Raw genomic sequence first — 23,933 nt, 5'->3', positions numbered from 1 at the left:
GTTGAAAGGGTCGGGTGAAGAAATGCGATCGCCGCCGCTAATTAACGGAGGGTTTCGTCCATTAAAGACGCGTCGGCGCGATCATGGTTCCCGGGGTGATAGAAATAAGCCCAGAAAACAGCGTGCCGACTGCGGTGACGCCCGAGAGCGTCGTCAGCTCTTGAGCAAACCGGTCGTGGTCAGCAGGACGATCGCATCGTCGACATGACGACCGACATGCTCTTTCAACAGTTCGGGATCGACGCCGAAGGTCGCCTGGAAACTGATCGGCTGAAGCGCGAGTTCGACGAACCGGCAGGCGATCGGCAGGGCGTTCTCTACCGACCTGCTCCCGTCCGGCCCGACGATCGCCTCCGCGACGAAGCGCGCCGTGCCGTCGAAGCTCTTTTGATACCCGAGCGTCGCCAGCGCCGGAAAGTTGCCGGCCTCGGCCGCGGTGATCCGCATCAGCGCGACACACCGCGCATCGAGCATCACCAGCGCCAGCTCGCGTCCGAGATGGCGCAACCGGCTTTGCACGTCGCCACCGGACGGAGCGGCTTTCAGATCGTCGAACATCGCGTCGATCGACCGCGTCACCACCGCCGCGAACAAGGCCTCCTTGTTCGCATACCGCCCGTAGAGCGTCGATTTTCCCGTCCGCGATCGCTCCGAGACCTGGTCCAGCGTCGTCCGCCCGAACCCCTGTTCGAGAAACAGCGCCGTCGCGGCGTCGAGGACGCGCTCATCGACCAATCCGCGATCTTCGGCGCGGGGGCGGCCTCTACGCGGGCGATCTGTCGGAGGAGCGTCAGCCATAGCGTCAGAGTTAGTCCGTTCACCCGGCATTGCAACAAAGGACGATACCGTCCGTTATTGCGCGATGGTCGATCGAGCGTTCCTATTCGCCAAACATCCGGGCGACAACAGCAAGGTATGGGCCGTCGCACATCGCGGTGCATTGCATGCCGCCCGCGACGATCTTCTCGCGCTCGAGGAGGACCTGATCGATCGCGCCAACGAATATGATTCGGAGATCGCCGGCGTCCTCTTCCGCGCCGTCGAACCCGTGGTCGCCGTCTCCGCCACCGGCGCCTGACCATCCCCACAAGGAGTATCCCGATGATCGATGCCGCTACGTTCAAGTTCCTGCGCGACCTGGGCAAGAACAATGACAAGGAATGGTTCGAGGCGCACCGTGACCGCTACGAGACGGCGCTCGAGAACCTGACGGACGTTGCTGCCCAGCTGATCGACGCCGCCGCCAGTTACGACGAGGCGGTGGCCGGGCTCGATCTCGATCCGAAGAAGTGCGTCTCGCGGATCCACCGCGACATGCGGCCCAGCCGGTCATACCCCGCGCCCGCGTCGACGGACACGGTCGGGCGACCGAGCACACGCGCCTGCTCCGGGCTCTTGGCGAGCGCTTCCTGGCGGGCGCGTGCTGCGCCGAGTTGCGGGTTGGTCGCATAAGCCGTCGCTATCGCCTCGCGCAGGGTTTCCGCCGAAACCGGTGCAACAAGGAACGCCACGCCGATCAACGCCAGCCACTTAGTCATGGCGGAGCGCCCAAGCCGGCGCAGCACGGCTGGCGCGGAGCGACTGGCCCAGCACGGTCAACACTGCGACCGCAAGCGCGAGCAGGCTGGCGCCAACGAAATAGAGCGGCGATAGCGTGATCCGGTCGTCGAAGCCGGCCAGCCACGTCCGCATCGACACAAAGGCGAGCGGCCATGCGATGACGTTGGCGATCAGCACGGGGCGGAGAAACTGGCCGACCAGGAGCATGACGATATCGGCGGACGACGCGCCGAGCGTCTTCCTGATCCCGATCTCCCGAATCCGCCGCGCGGTGTTGAACGAGGCCAGACCCCACAGCCCGACGCAACCGATCAGCACCGCCAGCGCTGCGCCGATGCCGAACAGCCGCGTGGCGCGGTCGTCGGTTTCGTAGAACGCGTTCAGGCGGGAGTCGGCGGTATCGGCGGCGAACGGCACCTGAGGCACGATCCGCTGCCAAGTCTTCCTGACCGCGTCGAGCATCGCGCGTGGGTCGCCCGCAAAGCGGATCGAGGCGACCGCCGTGCCGGTACGCTCGGGCTCGCGGTAATAGATATAATATGCCGCGCTGTTGGGTTCGCGCGGCGAGGAGAAACGCATGTCGTCGACCACGCCGATAATCGTCCGCGGCCGGTCGCCGCCGACCGTCTTGCCGACCGCATCCTCCGGCGAGCGGAAGCCCAGCACGGCGACAGCGCGTCGGTTGATGACGATGGCTATGGACACCCCTTTTGCGCGGGACGGATCGTCGTCCGCGCGATGCGCTTCGTCGAAGACCCGGCCAGCTAGCAAACGCGTGCCATAGACCCGGAAGAACGCCGGCCCGACGATCGACCAGCGGAGCGACGGTCCGGGACCGGTCACGCCCGGCAAGGGTACGTTGTCGCTATTGTCCTCGCCGCTGCCGCCGACCGCGGTGTTGCCGACGGCGACACCGGTAACACCCGGAAGATCGCGGATCGCCGCGATGACTGCGCGACGCTGCGCGCTGTCGACGAGGCTGTCGCGCATCGACAGGAGCACCAGCAGCCCCTCGCGCCTGAAACCGAGATCGGACTGGCGAACATGGCGGGTCTGCGCGACCAGCACCGTGGTGCCTATCATGAACGCGATCGCCAGCGCGAACTGCAGCACGACCAGCGCCTCGCGCGTGCGGGTTCCGGCACGGCCGCCGCCTGGTGAACGCGCCGACGCCAGCACCGCCGCCGCGGGAAACCGCGACAGCAGCACCGCCGGATAGAAGCCGGCGAGGATCCCCACCATTACCGCAAGCACCGCCAGCGCGGGCACGACGAGCGCATAGGGAATGCTCAGCGACAGGCCTCCGGCCGCATTGACCAGCGGCAGTCCGAGCTCGGCGAGAATCAGCCCGGTCAGGCCCGCGACGATCACGGTCAGCACCGCCTCCCCCAGGAACTGGCGGACCAGCGTGGCGCGGTCCGCACCCAGGACCTTGCGCATCGCCACCTCGCGTGCGCGCAGACCGGCGCGTGCGGTCGCCAGGTTGACGTAGTTCACGACCGCGATGACCAGCGTCAGCAGCCCGACCAGCCCGAGTGTCACGACGGTGATCTTGCGGCTGGCGCTCTGCGATCCGGTCGGTTCGAGATGAAGCCGGTCGATCGGCAGGACGGCGATCCGCTGCGTGTCCCACGCATTCTTGCCGAGATCCGCCAAGCCTCGCCGGTTCACGAACGACGGGATTGTCTGCGAAAACGCGCGCGCCGCGGCTGGCGTATCGAACCGCAGAAACGTTTGGAGCGACGTACTGCCCCAGTGGAACCAGCTCTCCGACGGCGGGGTCCGCGGCAGCGGGATCAGGATCGAGAGCCGCAGGTCGCTGGTCTTGGGCAGGTCGCGGAAGACGCCGGCGATCTGGTAGTTGGTCTGCGCATCGGTCGCGATCGTCAGCGTCTGACCGACGGGGTTGGCGGTGCCGAAATATTTGCGCGCCACGCTCTCACTGATCAGCGCGTTGGTTGGGCTGGCAAGCGCGGCGCGGCCGTCGCCCCGCGCCATTGGCAGGTCGAATACCCGGAAGAAAGATGCGTCGACCTGCGCGACGTCCTCGGCCGTCGCGACACCGCCGCGGATCACCGATCCCCCGTTCTCGCCGCCGCGGATCCGCGTGCCGACGATACCGGGGAAATCCTCACGCAGCTGGTCCAGCAGACCGCCCATCGTGTTCGGATAGGCACCGTTGACGGGGCTTTCCGGCAGGTTCCACACCGTCTGCACGACATAGATTCCGGCGTGGCGCGGCAGCCATTTCTCGAAGCTCGTCTCGAACCGGACGTAGAGCCCGAGGACGAGAAAGACGGCGACCCCCACCGCCAGCCCGCCGATGTTGAGCGCGGCATAAAGCCGGTGGCGGGTCAGCGACCGGTAGAGCGAGAGCAGGGCGAAGCGGTTCATTGCGGATGATCCGAACGAGAGGAGATGGCGACGGAATCAGTCATGGCGCAGGGCCCAGGCGGGCGCGGCACGACTGGCACGGACTGACTGGCCGACGATGGTAATCAGCGCGATCGCGAGCGCGAGCAGGCTGGCGCCGACGAAATAGATCGGCGACAGCGCGATCCGGTCATCGAACCCGGCCAGCCACGTCCGCATCGCGACGAACGCTAGCGGCCACGCGACCAGATTGGCGATCAGCACAGGCCGCAGGAACTGGCCTATCAACAGCCGGACGATGTCGGAGGACGACGCGCCGAGCGTCTTCCTGATGCCGATCTCGCGGATCCGCCGCGTCGTGTTGAACGAGGCGAGGCCCCATAGCCCGCCACAGGCGATCAGCACCGCCAGCCCCGCGCCGATCCCGAACAGCCGCGCAGCATGATCGTCAGCCTCGTAGAATGGCGCGAGCCGGTGTTCGGCAGTCTCGACCGACAACGGAACCTCGGGCGCGAGCCTCCGCCATGTCGCGCGCACCGCGTCCATGACGGCCTTGCGATCGCCCGCGTAGCGGATCGCCGCCACGGGTGTCGGCGGCATATTGCGATAATAGACGTAATACGTCGCCTGGTCGGGTGCGCGTGGCGCATAAAAGCGGAGCTGGTCGATCACGCCGACGATCGTGCGGGGCATGCCGCCGCCGACCGTTTTGCCGATCGCTTCGGTCGGCGAGCGGAAGCCGAGCGCCGCCGCGGCCTTGCGGTTGATGACGATATTTCGCCCCTTCGGCCACGCCTTCCAGTCGCTCGAATCGTCCGCGCCGTGGGCATCGTCGAATAGACGTCCGGCAAGTAGCGTGACGCCGTAGGTGCGGAAGAAGCCCTTGCCCGCAATGATCGTGGCGACCGACAGGCCCGGCGGGGGGCGTCCCGGCATGTCGATCACGTCGATATTGGCGGTACCGTCGCCGCCCGGTCCGGTGCCTCCGACACCGACAGACTCGACACCGGGCAGCGCGCGCATCGCCGCGAGGATCGCGGTCGCGCGCGCCGGCCAGATCGCCTTGTCCAGCAACGAAGAAACGGTAAGCAGGCCATCGCGCCGGAAACCGAGATCCGCCTTGCGGACATGCGCGGTCTGCGCAGCGAGGATCATCGTGCCGGTGACGAACGCGATCGCTAGGCCGAACTGGAACACTACCAGTGCCTCGCGCAGACGCGTTCCTGCGCGCCCCCCGCCCGGCGCGCGCGCCGACGCCAGTACCGTTGCGGCGGGATAACGCGACAACAGCAGCGCGGGATAGAACCCGGCGAGCAGACCAACGATCAGCACCACAAGCGCCAGCGACGGCACGACCAGCGCATAGGGGATCTTGAGCGCCAGCCGCGCCGCCGCATTAACGAGTGGCAGGCCGAGTTCGGCGAGGATCAGGCCAAGCAAAGCGGCCAGCGCGGCGGTAGCGATCGCCTCGCCGAGGAACTGGCGTATCAGCGCGGCCCGGTCCGCGCCCAGCACCTTGCGCATCGCCACTTCGCGCGCGCGCAGGCTAGCCCGCGCGGTGGCGAGGTTCACATAGTTCACGATCGCGATCAGGAGCGTCAGCACCCCGACGATGCCGAGCGTCGCAACGGTCAGCTTGCGTCCCCCGCTCTCCTCGCCGACCGGTCGCAGATGTGCGGCGGCGATCGGGACCAGCGGCAGCGAGAAGATATCGGTCGGTGCCGGCCCGAGATCCTGCCCGGCATGGCGTTTGATGAAGGCTGGCAGCGCCTGCTGAAACCGCTGTGCCGCACCCGGCGTCTCGAAACGCAGATAGGTCCAGAGCGACGCGGTGCCCCATTTATACCACGCCCATTCGGCGGGCGGCGGCGTGCGCGGGATCGGCAGCAGGATCGAGAAGTGGAGATCGGTGTTGGCCGGCAGATCCTCGAACACGCCCGCGACGCGGTAATTGGCGGGTGCATCGACCGCGATCCGGATCGTCTGCCCGAGCGGATCGGTGGTGCCAAAGAATTTGCGCGCGGCAGAGCGGCTGACCAGCGCGGCGGCCGGATCGGCCAACGCGCGCGCGCCCTCGCCGCGCACCATCGGCAGGTCGAACACGTCGAAGAACGCCGCATCGACCTGCGCGACATCCTCCTTGGTGGCGTCGTCGCCGCGCAACACGGTGCCGCCGCCCTTGCCGCCGCGAATACGCGTGCCGACGAGGCCGGGGAAATCCTGCCGCATCTGTTCGAGCATGCCAGACATGGTTCCCGGATAGGCGCCGTTGAACGCGTTGCCCGGCAGATGGAGCGCGCTTTGCACGACATAGATGCCCCGGTGTCGCGGCAACCACGTCTCGAAGCTCGTCTCGAACCGGACATACAGGCTCAGAACCAGGAACACGGCGATGCCAACCGCGAGCCCGCCGATGTTGAGCGCGGCATGCAGCTTGTGACGCGTGAGCGACCGGTAGAGCGAGAGCAGGGCGAAACGGTTCATCGCGCGCGGGACCTTTCGAACAAGGGGATGGTCGAGCGAGGGGATGGCTCAGATCACGCGCGCGGCGGACGCGACGATTCGGCCGTCGAGCATGTCGATGCGCCGCTTCGCCATGTCTGCGTGGCTAGGCGAATGCGTGACCATGATGATCGTCGCGCCCTCGTCATTCAGTCCGGCGAGGATATTCATCACCTGCTCGCCATTGGCGGTGTCGAGGTTGCCGGTCGGCTCGTCGGCGAGGATCAGCTTGGGCGCTCCGACGATCGCGCGGGCGATCGCGGCGCGTTGCTGCTGCCCGCCCGACAGTTGGTGCGGATAATGCCGTGCACGGTGGGCGATGCCGACCTTGTCCATCGCAGCGGCGACCCGCGCCCGCCGGTCCCCAATCCCCTTGCCAGCCCCGCTCTTCTTGCCGCCATCATCCTTGCGATAGGCGAGCCCGAGCGCGACGTTCTCCTCGATCGTCAATTCGTCGATCAGGTTGAAGCTCTGAAACACGAAACCGAGCGTGGCGCCGCGGAACTGCGCCAGTGCCTTCTCGTCGAGCGCGGCGAGATCGCGATCGTCGAACAGATACTTGCCCCCCGTCGGACGATCGACGGTGCCGAGCGTATTGAGCAGAGTCGACTTGCCACACCCCGACGGGCCCATGATCGCGACGAACTCGCCCGCCTCGACGTGCAGGTCGATATCGGCGAGCGCGGTCGTCTCGACCTCGTCGGAGACGTAGCGGCGCTGGATATTCTCAAGATGGATCACGGGAAGCCTTTCGGAGGATGGGTCTAGCGGAGGTTGAGGATGTCGCCCTTCACGGTCGCGGTACTGGAGGTGACGATGCGATCGCCGGTGGCCACGCCGGACAGGATCTCGACCTGTTCGGGATTGCGCCGACCGGTCTTGACCGCCTGGCGGCGGGCGTGACGGCCGTCGGCGTCGAACACGAAGACGGACGCGCCGCCGCCCGATTCCAGCCAGCCGCCGACCGGCGCGACGAGTGCGGGGGCGGTGCTTCCCAGCGTGATACGGCTGTCGAGCGTCTGGCCGCGGTTGAGCCCGGCCGGCGGGGCCGACACGAACGTCAGTTCGACGCGGAAACGCCCGTCCTTCACCGCCGGCAACACCTTCGACACGCGCAGCCGTGCGTCGCCCGCCGTCGCCGTCTGCCCCACCGCGACGCGCCCGACATAGTATTCGTCGACGTCCGCTTCGAGCTTCCACGAGCCTTCGCTGTCGATCTGCCCCGCAGGGTCACCAGCCTTGAGCGTCTGGCCCGGCTGGATCGTGAAGTTGGTCAACCGCCCACCCGCCGGCGCACGAATCACCAGTGCATCCAGACCGGCACGCACCGCCGACAGGTTGCTTTCCAACCGACCGCGCGTATCGTCGAGCCGTTGGCCCTGCGTGGCCGTGATCCGCGCCTCCGCCGCGCCGCCGGACTGCAACTGCGCGAGGCGCTTTTCCTGGTACGCAGCCTCCTCTACGAAGCTCCGCACCCCCGCATCTGACACAAAGCCCTTGTCATGCAGCTGCTGGCGAATCCCCAGTTCGCGACGCGCCTTGATCAGGTCGTAGTTCGCCTGTGCGATCTGGCCAGCGCGATCGAGGCGGTTACGCTCGATCCCCAGATTCTCACCCGCGACACTGCCGAGCTGGCTCGCGATCTGTGCCTCGCGGGTCAGCACGTCGAGCTTGAGCGCCGGGTTGGCGACCGTCGCGAGCGGCTGGCCTTCGGCGACCATCGAACCGTCCTGTACGAACAGCTTTTCGACCTGTCCGCCCGACAACACGCCGACCAGCGTCGTGACGCGCGGCGCAACGGAGGCGCGCACCGGCAAATAGTCGGCGAACGGTGCACGCTCGACGATGCCGGTCTCGACCTCGGACGCAGCCATATCGGTCGATCCGCTGGCCGGCAGGAACCGCCACACCAAGCCCGCAGCAACGATGAGCGCCACCGCGATCAGCACGCGCGGGTTACGCCACCGAGGCGTCGCATGCCGGTCGACCCGGCGGTCCATTGCCGCGCCCGCGGATGGGCTGGCAGAAGCAGTTGCGTGTACGGGCTGTTCGGGCATCATGGCGCCAGTGTCGCCGATCACCGGCCGAAAGACTAAATCGTTATGGATCAGCCTCTTAACATGATTGCCCCACCGGGCGGCCGTTCGAAAATGGACGGACCGTCCACCAATGGACGGTTCGAGGCCATGTCAAGTGTCGCCACCATCCTGCTGGTCGACGACAACCAGGCGGTGGCTCGGGCAATGGAGATCGTATTCCGCATGGCAGGACACCGGCTGGATGTCGCGACCACGCCGGAAGACGCCTTCTCTCGGCTCGCTGCGTGCGGTTACGATGCCATCCTGCTCGACATGAATTTCAGCGCAGGTGAATCGAGCGGCAGCGAAGGGATGGCCTGCCTCGCTCGCATCATGTCCGACGATCCGAACGCCCGCGTCGTGATCATCACCGCCCATAGCGGCATACGGATCGCGGTCGCGGCGATGCAGGCCGGCGCAAGCGATTTTCTGATGAAGCCGTGGCGCAACGCCGAGCTGATTGCCAAGGTCGAGGGCGCCATCGCTCGTGGCGCGACCGTCAGCACGGGCACGCCCCGCTCTGCCAACAGCGACGAGCCGGCGCGGTTGCTCGGCGAAAGCGCAGCGATGCACCGGCTGCGCGACCTCGTTCGCCGGATCGCTCCGACTCCGGCAGGGGTCACCGTCACAGGTGCCCCAGGCAGTGGCCGGACGCTGACGGCGCTCGCGATCCACGCCGCGTCGCCGCATGCCGATACCGCGCCGATGCGGATCGACCTGCGCGACGGGGCAGCATGGGTACGGCTCGACGATGCCAAAGGCACCGCCATCCTACGCCATCCCGACCAGCTCGACACGGTCGCCCAATCGCGATTGATCGACCGCATCCCGCCCGGCGTGCGCTGCATCGCGATTGCCAAGACCGTGTTTCCGCTGACGCCGGCGCTGCGGCGGCGGCTCTGCACCGTTGAAGTCAGCGTACCGCCGCTCGCCGCTCGCGAGGACGATGCCGTATTACTAGCTCGGCATTTCGCCCGCGTTGCTGCGGACCGGTTCGGTCAGCCAGAGCCGACGTTGAGCGAAACAGCCGTGGCCGCGATCCGCGCGACCGTGTGGCCCGACGATGTGCGCGGGCTGGCACTTACCGTCGAGCGCGCCGTGCTTCTGTCGGATGGCGGCATCATCGACGCAGCGATACTCGCTCCCCCGACGGCCGATGCGCAGATCGCGGCCGGCGTATCCGACGCAGCGTTCGATCTGACCGATGCCGAACGGACGCTGATCGAGGCGGCGCTGCGCGAGCATCGCCACAATGTTACCCATGCTGCCACCGCGCTCGGGCTTAGCCGAGGCGCGCTGTATCGTCGCATGGCGCGCTATGGGCTTTAGACTGCCTGCGAGCAGGAGCCTTTCCGCGATCTTCGCAAGCCTCGGTCTCGTCGCGTCTGGAATCGCCGGAGCGACGGCATGGCGGATCGGCCTGTGGGGCCTGCTGACGGGCGCAACGCTGATCGCCGCGTGGCTGGGGACGCTCGTCTGGTGGGCGGTAATGCGTCCGCGGGCCGCTCCCCAGCCATCGACGGCAACCGAAGCGGACGCCGACGCTTTGGTCTTGCTCGTCCTGCTCGACGCCGCGCCGACTCCTCTGCTCGCCATTGAGGGCAACGCAGCTCGGGCTCTCAACCGTGCCGCCCGCACGCTGTTCGCGACCGACGACCGCATCCTCCCAATCCCTGCCGCGCTCTCCCAGCTAGGTGTGAGCCATCTGAGCCACGAAGGCCGACGCTGGCGGATCGACCGCGTCATCGTCTCGGACCATCGCGCCGTCGCCGCCTTGATCGATATCGAACAGGAAGAGCGCGTGGCCGAAGCGCGAGCGACCACCGAAATGATCCAGGTGCTGGGCCACGAATTGCTCAACGGCCTGGCGCCGATCGCCTCGCTTGCCGAAAGTGGGGTGACGGCTATCGACCGGCCGGGCGTCGATCTTGACCTCCTGCGTGAGATTCTCGGCACGCTGGCCCGTCGGGCGGAGGGATTGCAGCGCTTCACCGAAGCCTATCGTGCGCTAGCCCGCCTACCCGGCCCTATACTGAGGCCGACGAACCTTCGCGAGATGGCGGACGATCTCGCGCGGCTAAGTGCCGGACGCTGGCCGGATATCACGCTTTGGGTCGAGGTTGACGACGGTCTCACATGGTCGTTTGACCGCGATCAGATCGATCAGGCGCTTTGGGCTCTACTACAGAATGCGGCAGAAGCGGCGCGATCGAGCGACGCGCGGGTCAGCCTGTCGATAAACCATGTAAAAGCCCAGCTCGTTATCGATGTCGTAGACAATGGCGCAGGTATCGCCCCGGCTAGTTCCACGCTAGTCTTCCGGCCGTTTCATACGACCAAGCCAGACGGTAACGGCATCGGCCTCAGTCTCGCGCGACAAATTGCGCTAGCTCACGGCGGGAGCCTCACGCTCGTGAACGGCCCCGGCACCATATTTCGCATGACCCTTCCGCGAGCTTAGCGCTTCGAACAACATGACCCAGCGGCATAGTGCGCAACAGATCGACCCATAAGCCGACATTCGTGGCGCATCCTAGCCTTCCCAACTTCCGCCACTCATCATCGGTGTGCAATCATCCTGAAGTCGTATTGAATGAAGAAAACTGAAGCCGTCGTTCCGAAAGGAGGCGCCCAACAGCGTTTTCTGCGTGCAGCATATGCCGCTTACATGCAGCCTCTCTTGGCAGCCGGCCCGCTCACCGTTAACGAGCTTAGCCGAGATTATAGACACAGCTAGGGCACGCACGCATGTTGATCACCGTTCGCGATAACAATGTCGATCAAGCTTTGCGCGCGTTGAAAAAGAAACTGCAGCGCGAGGGTGTGTATCGCGAGATGAAGCTGCGCCGCCATTATGAAAAGCCATCCGAGAAGCGCGCGCGGGAGCATGCAGCCGCCGTCAGTCGCGCGCGCAAAGCCGATCGCAAGCGCGAGGAACGTGATCGCTGATAGGAAGCTGGCGATGGAAATTGGAACCCGAATTGACGAAACGGGCACTTTGTCACGCGATGGTGGTGCCTTCTGCCTGCGCCGGGACGCAGGCGGGCGCTATCAGCTGGAACTTCAGCGTACGCCCGTGGACCTGGTTGAGAAGCGGGTAAGGCTCGTCGGCACACTCGTGGGCGCCGAACTGGTCAGCGCCGACGGCGTCGCGCCGGCATAAAGCGAGCGCGGGTCATCTGATCTCGAAACAGCGTACTTAGTAACCTGTCGTTTGAAATTGCGGCAGCAGGCTGGACCCCATTGTGGACGTTCACGGGGTAATTTCAGCTCCCCAATTTCGGCCCTTCGTTCATGTCTAGGCGGGCTATTGGCGCACGCATTCCCCCTACCCGACGGCAAGCTCAATTTCCCGATTAGGATCAATTCCGAGAATGACCTCCCCGTCTCGATCGTCGGTCCTTTGCGGGAAAGACTGCGAGCCTTGCTAGAACCGCAAGATCGGTCGAGCGCGTCAGATCCGGGAGCGCCTAGATAGCGACGCCAAGGAGGACAGGACGATGAAGGCGGCGCTTCCCAATTACCGTGCCCGGATGCAGCGGGTACTAGATCACATCGACCAGCATTTGGACGATGACCTAGACCTAGATGCGATGAGCGGCGTCGCGGCCTTTTCGAAATTCCACTTCCACCGGCAGTTCACGGCGACCTTCGGGCTATCCGTGCATCGCTACGTCCAGCTCGCCCGCATGAAGCGTGCATCCTATCGGCTGGTTTACAGGGACGCGCAGAGTATCACTGAAATAGCAATGGACGCCGGATACGACGCCCCGGATGCCTTTGCCCGCGCCTTCCGGCAACGGGTCGGGCAATCGCCGTCGTCGTTTAGGAAGGCTCCCGATTGGGAACCGTGGCTTGCGGCCTTCGGGCCTCTCAACAACGCGAGGAGCAAGCTCATGCAGACCACCTACACACCCAACGATGTGACGATCCGCGACGTAGCCCCGACCCCTGTGGCGATCATGGAGCATCGCGGCGACCCGGTAACAATCGGCGCTACCATTCAGCGGTTCATCGGTTGGCGGAAGGCAACCGGCCTGTCGCCGACGGTTAGCCCGACATTCAACGTTTTCCACTCCGATCCGCGCACGACGCCCCCGGCCCAGTATCGCATGGACCTATGCGTCGGCACCGATCGACCGATCGAGGCAAACGGCGAGCGGATCGAAGCCGACACCATCCCCGGCGGACGCTGCGCGGTGCTGCGCGTCGTCGGCAACACCGACAATCTGGAGCTGGCCGCGCTATACCTCTACCGCGATTGGCTACCCGCCAGCGGCGAGGAGGCACGAGATTTTCCACTCTACTGCCAGCGCGTCGCCTTCTTCCCGGAGGTGCCGGAGCATGAGGCGGTCGCGGAATTGTTCCTGCCACTAAAGTAGCTTGGTATAGGGCATCATTGATCCTTTGCGCCGTCGCAGCAAACAAGCCGCCCCCTTCCCGAAATTCGATCATAAAACGACAATTGAGGATCACCCCTCCCTGATGTCGCTTGCCGGCGGAAGTGCTACCCTTTTGACGCATTCTACAAAGATTAGGCCGATTATTCCGTTCTCACCGAACCTAGGGAATCTGAGCTGGCAAAGAATGTATCGAGGTTAACGCGGAGTTGTCGGCCCATTTTGGCAATGGCCTCCGCTGTTTTGCCTGTGATATGAGGCGTCAAAAGGACATTGGGTACGTACTTCCAGCGGCCTGCGTCCGCGGGCTCGTCGCAAAAACGTCGAGAGCAGCCCCGCCAAGATGACCTGTTTCTAGTGCAGCAATCAAAGCATCTTCATTTATGAGGTATCCACGCGCGACATTCACCAAATACCCTTTTGGACCTAATCATTGATAATGTTGCTGGAGATAAGGCCGGGGAACAGCGGACCGCGCTTTGCCCTATCGATCACCCGGCGAGTCATCGCGCAAACCCGCGATGCTCTGTCAGCGCTTTGGGCGGCAACACGAATGGAAAAAATAAAGCGTTTTGCACGCGATCACTCTGCAGCTCAGTCAAAGTCTGCATCGTAAGCGTACGGACCGTAGAGCGGGTTCGCACTGCGGCACGCTGCCTGTAAGCCGACACTGTCTCATTGCGGTCAGGAGTGTAGAACTGCCTGACGACCATGACAACGGGAGCGTACAGTGATTCTGGTCCGGTTCTTCTCATATCGTGCACGAACGGCGCCGCTGCGGTGGCTCGCTTGGCTGACGCTGATGCTGGGGCTTGGTTGGCTGAGCGTCGAAACGCTAGCTCGGGTGGAAGGCGTCGTGCTGATGAGCGTGTTCGCCGCGCTAGGCTTATTCGCAGCGAAGATCGGGACCGAAACGGTGCGCCGCGTTCATGACAGCGGGCAGAGCGGCTGGTGGGTGCCGACGGTCGCCACTGGCGTGGTCGCGCTTGTGCTGACCGCAGTCGCGCGCTGGTTAGGCCATGATGCCGATGCGATTGTCTGGGGAACGCTAACGCTTGCGGGAATTGCGACAGCGGCGTTGGGGCTGCGACCGGGCGAGCGCGGTATCAATGACCATGGCGTCCCGCCCACGCCTTGGACATCGAGCGGACCTGCCGATGGGCGGGCGGGTCTGATGGTAGCTGCGTTGTTGCTGGCAGCGGGGATCGCCGCGGGCGGTGCAGTTATTACCTGGCAGAATGCGCTGGTCCCCGAGCGTGATGCACGCATGCGCGCTGCCGAGCCGCGCGCGCCGGACACTTCGGCGATACAGGCGACAGGCAACGAGGTATCGATGAACCACGAGCGTGAAGCATCCGGCAATGATAATACTGCCCTGTCGACGCAGATCGACAGCCTGCTCAACGAAGGACACGCGCGATGATCACGGCCAACGCCGAAGTCGCCCGCTGGGTGTTTCCCAAGTCAAGCTATTCTCTTGAACGCCTCGCTCGTTCCATCAGCGATCCCCGCTATTTTTTGAAGCTGTGCGGCGCGGCCGGTTATTTGCAAGCAGCCCTGCCGAGTGGCGGGACGCTACACGCTCCGGGCTACTTCATGGAGGCAACTGCGATGCCCAAGAGCGAGCACTTGCCGGACGGATACAGGATTGAGGTCAAGCGAACCGGCATGGACATTAGCAGAGGCCGCCCTGGCGCGATCGCGGTACCTCAGGATTCAGAGCGTGGGACTACAAATCCAGATGTAGAAACTGGTTGAACGCGGTAGCTCTATATTGTCCAAACGCCGCTCCGCTCGTGAAACCTCGACGGCGGTAGAGTGCGAGGGCTGGCTCGAACGCAGCACCGCTACCGGTTTCGAGGCTCAACCGTTTTACGCCCCGGCTTCACGCAACACCTATAATCGTATCCAGCAGGGCCGCTGCTGCCCCCTGACGCAGGAACTCAGGGTGAGTTCGCATCGACTTCACCTCAGCGCCATCGCCGGCCAGCATCTTGATCGCGCCAACACTGGCAACCTGGCCGTCACGCACGCCGTCCACACTGTGATTTCCGGAGCCTGCAAGCCTGTAAGATCGAGAGCAAAAACATTGTCCGGGGGCGAGGTGTCATGCATTCCAGCAAGATGCAGCGCCAACAGGGAACGGGTTTGATCGCCGGATAAATCATCTTTGCGGATTTCGAACATCTTGCCTCTTGCTCGTCAGTTCACGTCCCAGCCTGAACATCCGCTACATTTAGCTTCATCAAGACCACTAGCAGGTTTCGAACAGGACACTCCGCCATCAAGTCCGCCCGTCCGATATAAATCGAGATAGCGCAACATTTCTAGGTCGACGAACTCGATGCACCTGCTTGTGAAGTAGTTGGCTATACCTAAAATGTATTTGCACTCAGCCGAACGAGTCCCAGTTTACATCAAAATTAGAGACTGCCTGATAGTCTGGTGGTTTTGCAAACTCACCGACAACGCATCAGCGCATTAATGGAGCCGCGCACATTTTCCCCGCAGCTCCTTTCAGCACCGCGCAATACCACGCTGGGACGGTCCGTTTCCACGCGCCGATCAACGTACGTGTCGACGGCAGCGCCGCATTGGAGGGATGCCGGAAATCCCCGGCCTAGAGTCCGTTAGGAAAGCCGCACCGGCGTTCCTACCATGATCGGAAAGACAGCTATGCCCCTCCCCTCGAAAATGAGCGTTGCCCAGGCAATGATCGTCACTGCCGCGACCGCCTTCAGTACGACGCTGTGCCTACTGGCGGTCGTTGGTCCCGTTTACGAGCGATCCGCCCACATGGTCGTGAGCAGTCCGCAGACGCGCCCGAGCGCATTTGCCTAGCCGACCCGCAGTGGCACCGACAGGAAATGCCGAACATGCGCCACGAACGCGAGCGACGCGGGCTCGCGCCCGAGCAGGAGATGGTTGTCGCTGTCGAGCGTGACGAACTCGGCACCCGGTATCTCGGCGGCGAGCTCGCCCCCGGTCGCCAGCGGGATACGACGATCGCCGCGCGCGTGCATCACAAGCGTTGGGGCCTGCACGTCCTTCAGGATCGCGCGGACGTCGATATCGGCGAACACTTCGAGATAGCGGGCGGCGTTCTCGGCGTGGACGGTCTGGCGCTGGAAGATGTTGAACCAGTCGAGTTCCTCCGCGGTCGCGCTCGGCATGAAGGTCGCGGTCACGACCTGGCGGTAGGCGGCATCGGTACGCCCCCAACCCTGCCGGACGAGCGTGATGATCGCCTCGCGTTCTTCGATCACGTCGGGTGTGGCATTGATCCGCCACCCGGCGGCATACCCGCCCCACAGAATCAGGTGACTCACTCGTTCGGGATGGCGCACCGCGTAAGCGATCGCGACCGCGCAACCCTGCGACAGGCCCAATAACGGGAAGCGATCGATCCCGGCGGCATCGACCACCGCCTCCAGATCGCTGACGAACGCGTCGAAGTTGATATCCGCGACACACGCTTCCGACATGCCGTTGCCCCGCGCGTCATAGCGTACGAACATGTGATCGCGCGCCAGCTCCTGGAACAGCGGGGCCCAGATCGGCGCATCCCAGTCGAGCTCGAGGTGGTTGAGCCAGTTCGCTGCCTTGACGAGCGGCAGCCCCTCCCCGACGCAGGCATAGGCCAGCCGAACGCCGTCCGCCGCCTTGCAGAACTGAATCTTCTGCCGCTGCAGCATGTCGTGTGCGGGCAGAACCGGGATCGCCAGTTCGCGCGCCGCTTCCTGCGTCACCGGCGGTGGCGGCAGGCCCGCCTCGCTCACCGCATCCGCGAAACTACGCTTGGCGACCTTCGCATCGTCCTGCCGCCCGAGCTGTCGCAGCGTCTCCTGCAGATGCACCGCCGCATCGGTGTTGAACGGATCCGCGTCGAGCCACTCGCGCGCCCAGGGAAGCCGATCTTCCGGCGACAACGCGATCGACACGACGAGGCGGTGCAACAGCGATCGACGCAGCCGCTCGGCGGCGGCGCGTTCGGCGGCAAGCCAGATCGCAAACCTTTCGTGTCGCGGCATATCGAGCCCCGCCAGCAACGGCTCGCGAAGAGCAACCAACGCTGCCAGCAGATCGGCTGCCACGGATGGCTTCGTATCGAGCGCCCGTTGCGCGTCATGGATATCGACGACGATCCCCTCGCGGTCGATCACGACCGTCTCGCGGTCGGCGATCAGCCGTCGGCGATCCCGATCCATGACTGGTCGCAGCTTGCTCAGCGACCAGCGTAGCGCGCCGCGGGGATCGTCGGGACCCTCGTCCCACAACAGATCGCACAAGTGTTCGCGGCGCTGCGGGCGGTCCGCCATGAGAAGATACGCGATCAGCGCCCGAGTCTTGCGCGAGGCCGGGAGATCAACGGCTACCGATTCTGACGTTATCGCCAGAGAACCCAGTAAGTTGACGACCAGATTTGGCAAATGATCGATCGATACGGCCTCTCGACGTGAAAAAGCAGTTACCACGCCGCCAGCGGCAATGTCCACGCGCGCTCAATCGCTGGTCCCCACGACGGGGGTCGAGTGCAACGTCGGCAAAGCGCGACACGACGTCGCACCCGATCGACTGGACCATCCTCATGAAAACCTCGTATCTTCTCGAAGCGCCGATGCTGGCCCGCTTGCCCGCAGCGTTGCTGTGACGTTCTGGCTCGACCTGGGCGGCGTTGCCGTGCGATCGGATCGCAACTTCCCCGCAAAGGACATCGCTTCGCCGTCTGCCGCGATCCGTATCGGGCATGTCCTCAGCGTGATTGTGATCATGCTGCTGTTCGCCGATGCGGTCGCCCAGCTGGTCTCGTTGCCGGTTCTCCGTGCCGAGGTCGAGGCGAGCGGCTTTCCCTTCGCGTTGTCGCCGGTGGTCGGAACGATTACGATGACCTGCGTCGTCCTGTACGCGGCCCCGCGCACCGCGGTGCTGGGCGCGATCCTGCTCACCGGGTTTCTGGGCGGCGCAATCTGCTTGCATCTCCGCCTGAACGAGATCGGCTCGCCACCGCAGATAGTCTGTCTGACGCTTGGCGTCATGGCGTGGGGCGGACTGTACCTGCGCGATCCGCGGTTGCGCGCGCTGCTGCCCTTTCGCGCCTGACCCGCCACGCCCTTTTCACTTTATACGCCGTCACTTCGGGTGCCGGCCAAGGACCCGACATGACCATTTCAACACTCACGCCCGCCCCGTTCACCCGCGCGGCGACGCTCGACACGACGCGCTTCTATATGGGCAGCCTGATGAGCTTCCTGACCACCGGCGCCGAAACCGAAGGCGGCTTTGCGCTGATGGAATATCGCGGCAAACCCGGTAACGAGCCGCCCCCGCATATCCACCTCTGGGAAAACGAGATCGTCTACGTTCTGGACGGCGCCCTAGAGATGTATTGCGGCGATACGGTCATGCTACTTCATCCGGGGGAGATGGCGTTCGTCCCGCGTGGCCAGCCGCACGCCTTCTACATCCGCTCGGCACAGTTTCGGGCCCTGGTGATCGTGCAGGCGGTGGGCGAAGATTCCGTCCAGCTCGACGAGTATTTCCGTCGGATGAGCACCGTCGCGGTAAGCATGACGCTGCCCCCGAATACCGCCGCGACCTATCAGACCGAGGATCCGGATCACGCGGTCGCGCTGGCCAACGAGCATGGCATGACCATCCTGTCGCCCGACGAGGCTGCCATCGCCCTGCCGCAATACCCAGGCTTCGGCAAAGCTGAGCCGCTGCGCGATGACCATGCGCCGCGCAACCAATCGCTTGCCGTATTCGGCGGCGGCGCAAGACAATGGCCGCTTGCCGCCACCGGCAGCGCGTCGTGAAGACGACGGCAACGGGGATGACGGCGGTTCGCCCCGGTGAAGACGACGCGGCGCGGAAACTCTACGAAGGGCTCACCGATGGCGGGGGCGAGCGTTCGCGGACCGCGATCGAGCGGGTTCTGCGCGACAATGGCCTGGCGATCGACGATCCCCGCCTGCGCGAGCTCGACGCACTGATGCAGGGCTATGCGCAGGCGGTCGACATCCCGTTCGAGGCGATCGCGCCCGCGCTGGCCGGTGCGAACCGGACATTGCTCAGCCGTGCGCTAACCGGCAATCTGGTGATCCCCGACTTCACTGCGTTCTGCGCGGAGATCGCCCGGATGTTCGACACGGTGCGCGATTGCCGCGACGGCGATGTCGCCGCCTACATCCCGCAACTCGCGCGCGCCGACCCCGACGGCTTTGCGGTGGCGGTGTGCACGATCGACGGGCAACGCTTCGCGATCGGCGACACCGCGACGCGCTACTGCGTGCAATCCACCTGCAAGCCGGTCAACTACGCGATAGCGCTCGACCGGCTTGGCGTCGATGCGGTCCATCGTCATGTCGGTCGCGAGCCATCCGGGCATTCGTTCAACGCAATCACGCTGAACGGCGCAGGCCTGCCGCACAATCCGATGATCAACGCAGGCGCGATCATGTGCGCCTCTTTGATCGCGCCGGAACAGTCCGCCGCGGACCGGTTCGACACCGTGATGCAGACCTGGGGTGCGCTCGCCGGCAAGGGGGCGGTCGGTTTCGACAACGCGGTCTTCCTGTCCGAGCGCGACACCGCCGATCGCAATTTCGCGCTCGCCTATTTCATGCGCGAGAACGGCGCATTCCCCGAGGGCACCGACCTGAAGGCGACGCTCGACCTGTATTTCCAATGCTGTTCGATCACCGTCGATGCGCCCGGCATGGCGACGATCGCGGCGACGTTCGCAAACGGCGGTGTATGCCCACTCAGCAACGAGCGCGTCTTCACCAGCGACACCACCAAAAACTGCCTGCCGCTGATGGCGTCGTGCGGTCTGTATGATTTCTCCGGCGAGTTTGCGTTCACCGTTGGGTTGCCCGCAAAATCGGGCGTATCGGGGGCGCTGTTCATCACCATTCCGGGCGTCTGCGGGATCGCGGTCTGGAGCCCGCGCCTAGACGCGCTGGGCAACTCGGTGCGCGGCGTCGAATTTGCCCGCCGGCTCGTCAAGCGGTTCGCGTTCGACGGCTTGGTCGCCACGGCGGAACAGACCAACCCGCGTCGCAGGTCTGCCGAAGCCGCGGTCGATCAGGCGACCTATTTTTGCGCCGCCGCAGCGAAGGGCGACCTGACCGAATTGCGCCGCCTGGTGGCGCGCTCGATCGACGTGAACCTTGCCGACTATGACGGCCGGACGGCGCTTCATTTGGCGGCCAGCGAAGGCCGCGCGGACGTGCTCCGGTATCTCCTGCCGCTCGGCGCGGCGACGGACGTGGCCGACCGCTGGGGCAACACCCCGCTCGACGATGCGTGCCGCAACGGCGACGCGGCAAGCATCGCGCTTCTGCAACCGAGCAAGCCCGACGCCGTGGACCTCGACCCTGGCGGCATGTTCCGGCGCGGGTCGATCGAAGCCCTCGCTTATTGATCGCCAACCCTTCGCCAATCTCTGCAAACACGCGCGCGCCCCAGAAATCGGGCGCTCGCCCCCCCCTGCTTTCCCACAAAGGCGGGCATCCAGTTCGGATCCCCGCCTTTGTGATGAACCATGCCCCGGCTGGGACCCGACGCCCTCCAAGCGTACGGCCCCCATGCTCGCGGCACTTCACATCGGCCCACCCGTCTCATGAGTTATCTCGCTATAACGACACTCGGCATCCTGTCGGTTTTCCAATCGACCAATGCGGTACCGCTGCCCCCCTCGCGCAAGACGCGCGCGCTCCTCGCCTATCTCGTTCTCGCCACCCGCCCACAGCGCCGCGAGCATCTGATCGATCTGTTCTGGGGCGATGGTCCCGACGATCCGCGCGGCGCGCTGCGCTGGTCGCTCAGCAAGATCCGCGCGCTGATCGATACCGATCGCCCGCGCGTCATCGCGGACCGCGAGACCGTCGCGTTCGATGCAGGCGAAGTGACGATCGACCTTCATGCCGCCCGCCAGATCGGTCCCGACGCGTCGGTCGAGGAAATCGTCGCGTGTCTTACCGCGTTGCGCCAACCGTTGCTCGCCGGGATCGATCTGCCCGACAACGCAGCCTTCCAGGCTTGGCTGGTGGCGGAACGCGAGGCGACCGCACGGTTGCGACGCACGCTGCTGCAACGGCTTGTCGGCGAGATGCCGCTCTCTCACGAGGACCGGCTCCCGTGGTGCCGCGAATGGTGCGACGCCGATCCGTTCAATCACGAGGCCGTGGCACGGTTGCAAAGGACCTTGCGCGAACTGGGCCGGCTTGCAGATGCCAAGCGAGTCGAGCGAGACTTCTCCGCCGGGCTGCGTGAGGCAGGGTTGCCTAGATCACCGGCAATGCCATTCGAACCTGCGCCCTCGCGGGCACCGGCTCCCGCAGATGTATCGGCTCCAGCGCTCGGTGCAGGAACTGATCGGATGACGCTGCACCGCCAGAAGATCAGCTTCGCGACAACCGATGACGGCGTGCGGATCGCCTTTGCCTCGGTCGGCGACGGCCCACCGCTCGTCAAGGTCGCAAATTGGCTCAACCATCTCGAGCTCGACTGGGATGCCCCGGTGTGGGCGCCGCTGTTCCATGATTTGGCGCAGGACCACCGCTTCCTCCGCTACGACGGGCGCGGCAACGGCATGTCGGACCGGGAGGTCGCCCTGATCGACTTCGATACGTTGGTGCACGATCTGGAGACGGTCGTCGACGCGGCCGGGATCGACCGTTTCCCGCTGCTCGGCATCTCGCAAGGCTGTTCGGTCGCGATCGAATATGCCGCGCGGCACCCGGAACGCGTCAGTCACCTGATCCTGTGGGGTGGTTTTGCGGCCGGCTGGCGCGTGATCGGCACGCCCGATGTCCACAAGGAACGCGAGGCGATCCTGACGCTCGTCCGTCAAGGCTGGGGGCGATCCGATCCCGCGTACCGCAAGCTCGTAACGTGGCAGTTCATGCCGGGCGCCTCCGCCGAGGAACTCGACTGGTTCGACGCGTTTCAGCGCGAGGCGGTCAGCGCCGAGAACGCGGTACGCTTCGCCAACGTGTTCGCCGATATCGATGTACGCCACCGGCTGGCCGGCGTGACCACGCCGACGCTGGTGATGCACGGCCGCGGCGACCGTCAGATCCCGCTGGCGGTCGGCGGTGCTCTAGCGGCGGCAATCCCCGGTGCCGAGTTCGTGACCCTCGACACCGAGAATCATGTCCTACTCGGCCGGGAGCCCGCGGCCGCGGCCTTCGTCGCGCATATCCGCCAGTTCCTTGCCGAAGAACGCAGGAGCATCGGCGGATGACCGCGTTTCCGACGATCGTGCGGCCGTCAGCAGCGCCGCCGCCCGCTCGCCGATCACGACGCACGGCGCCATCGTGTTGCCGGTCGTCACCCGCGGCATGATCGAGGCATCGGCGACGCGCAGGTTGGCGATACCGTAGACGCGCAGCTCGGCGTCGACGACCGACATCGCATCACGCCCCATCTTGGCCGTGCCAGCCTGATGCCAGACGGTCGACGCCGTATTCCGCACGAATCCGGTGAGGCCCTCGCGGCTCAAATTGCCGGGCATTACCTCGCGCTTGACGTACGGACGCAGCGCTGCGCCGTTGCCGATATCGCGACACAGCTCGACGCTGCGCACCAGTGCCGTCAGGTCATCGGGATCGGCCAGTGCGTTGGCCTCGATCCGCACCGGCGATGCGGGTGCTGCACCGGTGATCGTCACCGAGCCACGGCTCTTTGGCCGAACCAGACCGGGCAGCAACGACCATGACGCAGCGGGGGCGGGATCGCGTCCCCCCGCATCGTGCGCGACGATCGGCGCTTCGACCACGAAGGCCTGGATATCGGGCGTCTCCAGGTGCGGATCGCTTTTCCAGAAAAAGGTCGCCTCGCCCAGATTGTTGCGGGGGACGATCGGTTCGGGACTTTCCCAGACACACCCCGCCACCATCACGTGATCCTGGAGGTTGCGCCCGACGCCGGGCAGATGCTCGACCAGCGCGATGCCGTGTCGCCGCAACTGCGACATATCCCCGATGCCCGACTGCATCAGCAGCTTCGGGGTGTTGATCGCGCCAAGCGACAGGATCGTTTCGCACCGCGTGCGGATCTGCCGCCACTGGCCGTCGATCACGATCTCGACACCACGCGCCTCGCGGCGTTCGATCAACACGCGGGTCACCGTGGTGTGGGTCAAGACGGTCAGGTTCGGCCGCGCCATCGCCGGGTACAGGTACCGCCGGAACACCGACGATCGCAGCCCGCCGCTGATCGCGAGATTGCACAGCGCGGCACCGCCCGCCCCTTCCATCATCGCGCCGTTGTGATCGGCGAACGTGGCGATCCCCGCATCGGCGACCCCGCGGAGCAGCGCCGTGGCGAGCGGATGCGGGTCACGGGCGGGTTCGACGGGGAACAGCCCGCCCTGCCCGCGACGCAGTGGATCGGGTGCACCGCGCCAGTCCTCGATCCGGCGATAAATGCCCAGCACCGACTCGTAGCTCCAGGCATCGTCACCGGTTTCGCGCGCGAAATGGTCCCAGTCGGTCCGATGCCCGCGCGACCAGACCATCGCGTTGATCGACGATCCGCCGCCGAGCCCTTTGCCCATCGACAACGGCATCGCACGTCCGTTCAGATGCGCGCTCGGCTCCGCGACAAACCCCCAGTCGCGTTCGCCACCGAGGTTGTCTATCCAGAGCGCGGGATTGGAAACGCTCGGCGAGGCATCGCCGCCGCCCGCCTCGATCAGCAGCACGGTGACATCGGGATCCTCCGCAAGCCGCCGCGCGACCACCGAACCGGACGACCCCGCCCCGCAAACGATATAGTCGTATTCGCGACGGTCTTCGGCACGCTGCAGCGCTTGGTTCGCCGAGACACGCGTTTCAAAAGCAGCGGTGGTTTCGCCATCATGCTTCATGGCGACGGCCTTGCTCGATGATCCTTCGTGTACCAAGGCCGGTAGCGCTGACGATAGGGTTCTTCACATGTCCATCCTTCGATCGCGGCGCCCGGATGTCGGTCACGCCGCGATCTGTATCGGTGACAGGCCGCGGCGCAGTCG

21 protein-coding genes and 1 pseudogene are annotated in these 23,933 nt (G+C 65.1%); 13 read left to right on the top strand and 9 right to left on the bottom strand.

Going from position 1 to position 23,933, the window contains the following annotated elements; genetic code table 11:
- Nucleotides 1-153: 153 nt before the first annotated feature.
- Nucleotides 154-798 (bottom strand): TetR/AcrR family transcriptional regulator, encoded by a 645-nt coding sequence (locus tag ASF09_RS00215; RefSeq protein WP_082443961.1) that lies wholly within the window; start codon nt 796-798, stop codon nt 154-156.
- Between the two features lie 64 nt (nt 799-862).
- Here ASF09_RS00215 and ASF09_RS00210 point away from each other — a divergent pair, with 64 nt between their 5' ends.
- Together ASF09_RS00210 and ASF09_RS00205 are read left to right on the top strand one after the other, a co-directional pair.
- Nucleotides 863-1,078 carry a hypothetical protein gene (locus tag ASF09_RS00210; protein ID WP_060523711.1) on the top strand — a complete coding sequence of 72 codons (216 nt, stop codon included), beginning with the start codon at nt 863-865 and terminating at the stop codon, nt 1,076-1,078.
- A 23-nt stretch (nt 1,079-1,101) separates the two neighbouring features.
- Nucleotides 1,102-1,452: a DUF2461 family protein gene (locus ASF09_RS00205; protein WP_060523709.1), complete on the top strand. Its 351-nt coding sequence runs from the start codon at nt 1,102-1,104 to the stop codon at nt 1,450-1,452.
- A gap of 78 nt (nt 1,453-1,530) precedes the next feature.
- Here ASF09_RS00205 and ASF09_RS00200 read toward each other — a convergent pair whose 3' ends face one another.
- From ASF09_RS00200 to ASF09_RS00185, 4 genes are read right to left on the bottom strand one after another with little or no spacing between them, the layout of a single operon-like run.
- Nucleotides 1,531-3,954, bottom strand: coding sequence for an ABC transporter permease (locus ASF09_RS00200; protein WP_060523707.1), 2,424 nt, complete (start codon nt 3,952-3,954; stop codon nt 1,531-1,533).
- A 36-nt stretch (nt 3,955-3,990) separates the two neighbouring features.
- Complete coding sequence (locus ASF09_RS00195) at nt 3,991-6,417, bottom strand: ABC transporter permease (RefSeq protein ID WP_060523705.1); 2,427 nt, start codon at nt 6,415-6,417, stop codon at nt 3,991-3,993.
- Between the two features lie 48 nt (nt 6,418-6,465).
- Complete coding sequence (locus ASF09_RS00190; protein ID WP_060523703.1) at nt 6,466-7,176, bottom strand: ABC transporter ATP-binding protein; 711 nt, start codon at nt 7,174-7,176, stop codon at nt 6,466-6,468.
- Between the two features lie 23 nt (nt 7,177-7,199).
- Nucleotides 7,200-8,435 (bottom strand): efflux RND transporter periplasmic adaptor subunit, encoded by a 1,236-nt coding sequence (locus ASF09_RS00185; RefSeq protein WP_060523701.1) that lies wholly within the window; start codon nt 8,433-8,435, stop codon nt 7,200-7,202.
- Between the two features lie 186 nt (nt 8,436-8,621).
- Between ASF09_RS00185 and ASF09_RS00180 the strand changes: the two genes are divergently transcribed.
- The 5 genes from ASF09_RS00180 (at nt 8,622) to ASF09_RS00160 (ending at nt 12,895) form a co-directional block, all read left to right on the top strand.
- Entirely contained in the window at nt 8,622-9,842 is a 1,221-nt protein-coding gene (locus tag ASF09_RS00180) for a sigma-54-dependent transcriptional regulator (protein WP_060524805.1), read from the top strand.
- Between the two features lie 223 nt (nt 9,843-10,065).
- Nucleotides 10,066-10,974 (top strand): sensor histidine kinase, encoded by a 909-nt coding sequence (locus tag ASF09_RS00175; protein ID WP_235529472.1) that lies wholly within the window; start codon nt 10,066-10,068, stop codon nt 10,972-10,974.
- Between the two features lie 287 nt (nt 10,975-11,261).
- On the top strand, nt 11,262-11,462 hold the full coding sequence (rpsU, locus tag ASF09_RS00170; protein WP_056052371.1) for a 30S ribosomal protein S21: 201 nt from the start codon (nt 11,262-11,264) through the stop codon (nt 11,460-11,462).
- A gap of 13 nt (nt 11,463-11,475) precedes the next feature.
- Complete coding sequence (locus ASF09_RS00165) at nt 11,476-11,676, top strand: DUF5818 domain-containing protein (RefSeq protein ID WP_060524801.1); 201 nt, start codon at nt 11,476-11,478, stop codon at nt 11,674-11,676.
- Nucleotides 11,677-12,013: 337 nt separating this feature from the next.
- On the top strand, nt 12,014-12,895 hold the full coding sequence (locus ASF09_RS00160) for an AraC family transcriptional regulator (RefSeq protein ID WP_060523699.1): 882 nt from the start codon (nt 12,014-12,016) through the stop codon (nt 12,893-12,895).
- Between the two features lie 161 nt (nt 12,896-13,056).
- Here the strand turns inward: ASF09_RS00160 and ASF09_RS21160 are convergent.
- Nucleotides 13,057-13,328, bottom strand: a pseudogene (locus ASF09_RS21160) (NAD(P)-dependent oxidoreductase); the annotation flags it as partial.
- Between the two features lie 387 nt (nt 13,329-13,715).
- Here ASF09_RS21160 and ASF09_RS00155 point away from each other — a divergent pair.
- Nucleotides 13,716-14,336, top strand: a complete 621-nt coding sequence (locus tag ASF09_RS00155) for a DUF805 domain-containing protein (protein ID WP_235529577.1) — start codon at nt 13,716-13,718, stop codon at nt 14,334-14,336.
- Complete coding sequence (locus ASF09_RS19935) at nt 14,333-14,671, top strand: hypothetical protein (protein WP_156359116.1); 339 nt, start codon at nt 14,333-14,335, stop codon at nt 14,669-14,671. Before ASF09_RS00155 ends, ASF09_RS19935 begins: the two co-directional genes overlap by 4 nt.
- Before the next feature lie 207 nt (nt 14,672-14,878).
- On the opposite strand, the gene ASF09_RS20810 is transcribed toward ASF09_RS19935, so the two are convergent.
- Nucleotides 14,879-15,100, bottom strand: a complete 222-nt coding sequence (locus ASF09_RS20810; protein ID WP_235529470.1) for a hypothetical protein — start codon at nt 15,098-15,100, stop codon at nt 14,879-14,881.
- A 650-nt stretch (nt 15,101-15,750) separates the two neighbouring features.
- On the bottom strand, nt 15,751-17,232 hold the full coding sequence (locus tag ASF09_RS00140; protein WP_082443959.1) for an alpha/beta fold hydrolase: 1,482 nt from the start codon (nt 17,230-17,232) through the stop codon (nt 15,751-15,753).
- Nucleotides 17,233-17,560: 328 nt separating this feature from the next.
- Here ASF09_RS00140 and ASF09_RS19475 point away from each other — a divergent pair, with 328 nt between their 5' ends.
- From ASF09_RS19475 to ASF09_RS00120, 4 genes are all read left to right on the top strand, one after another.
- Complete coding sequence (locus ASF09_RS19475; protein WP_235529469.1) at nt 17,561-18,013, top strand: DoxX family protein; 453 nt, start codon at nt 17,561-17,563, stop codon at nt 18,011-18,013.
- Nucleotides 18,014-18,072: 59 nt separating this feature from the next.
- Nucleotides 18,073-18,729: a cupin domain-containing protein gene (locus ASF09_RS00130; RefSeq protein ID WP_060523693.1), complete on the top strand. Its 657-nt coding sequence runs from the start codon at nt 18,073-18,075 to the stop codon at nt 18,727-18,729.
- Nucleotides 18,726-20,339, top strand: coding sequence for a glutaminase A (gene glsA, locus ASF09_RS00125; protein ID WP_162237210.1), 1,614 nt, complete (start codon nt 18,726-18,728; stop codon nt 20,337-20,339). The genes ASF09_RS00130 and glsA overlap by 4 nt, the downstream gene beginning before the upstream one ends.
- A 198-nt stretch (nt 20,340-20,537) precedes the next feature.
- Nucleotides 20,538-22,163, top strand: a complete 1,626-nt coding sequence (locus tag ASF09_RS00120; RefSeq protein WP_060523689.1) for an alpha/beta hydrolase — start codon at nt 20,538-20,540, stop codon at nt 22,161-22,163.
- Here ASF09_RS00120 and ASF09_RS00115 read toward each other — a convergent pair.
- Complete coding sequence (locus tag ASF09_RS00115) at nt 22,077-23,789, bottom strand: GMC family oxidoreductase (RefSeq protein WP_082443957.1); 1,713 nt, start codon at nt 23,787-23,789, stop codon at nt 22,077-22,079. The genes ASF09_RS00120 and ASF09_RS00115 overlap by 87 nt on opposite strands.
- Between the last annotated feature and the right edge of the window lie 144 nt (nt 23,790-23,933).

Source organism: Sphingomonas sp. Leaf242, from assembly GCF_001422045.1.
Lineage (GTDB): Bacteria > Pseudomonadota > Alphaproteobacteria > Sphingomonadales > Sphingomonadaceae > Sphingomonas.
This window is presented reverse-complemented; position numbering and strand designations above follow the sequence as displayed.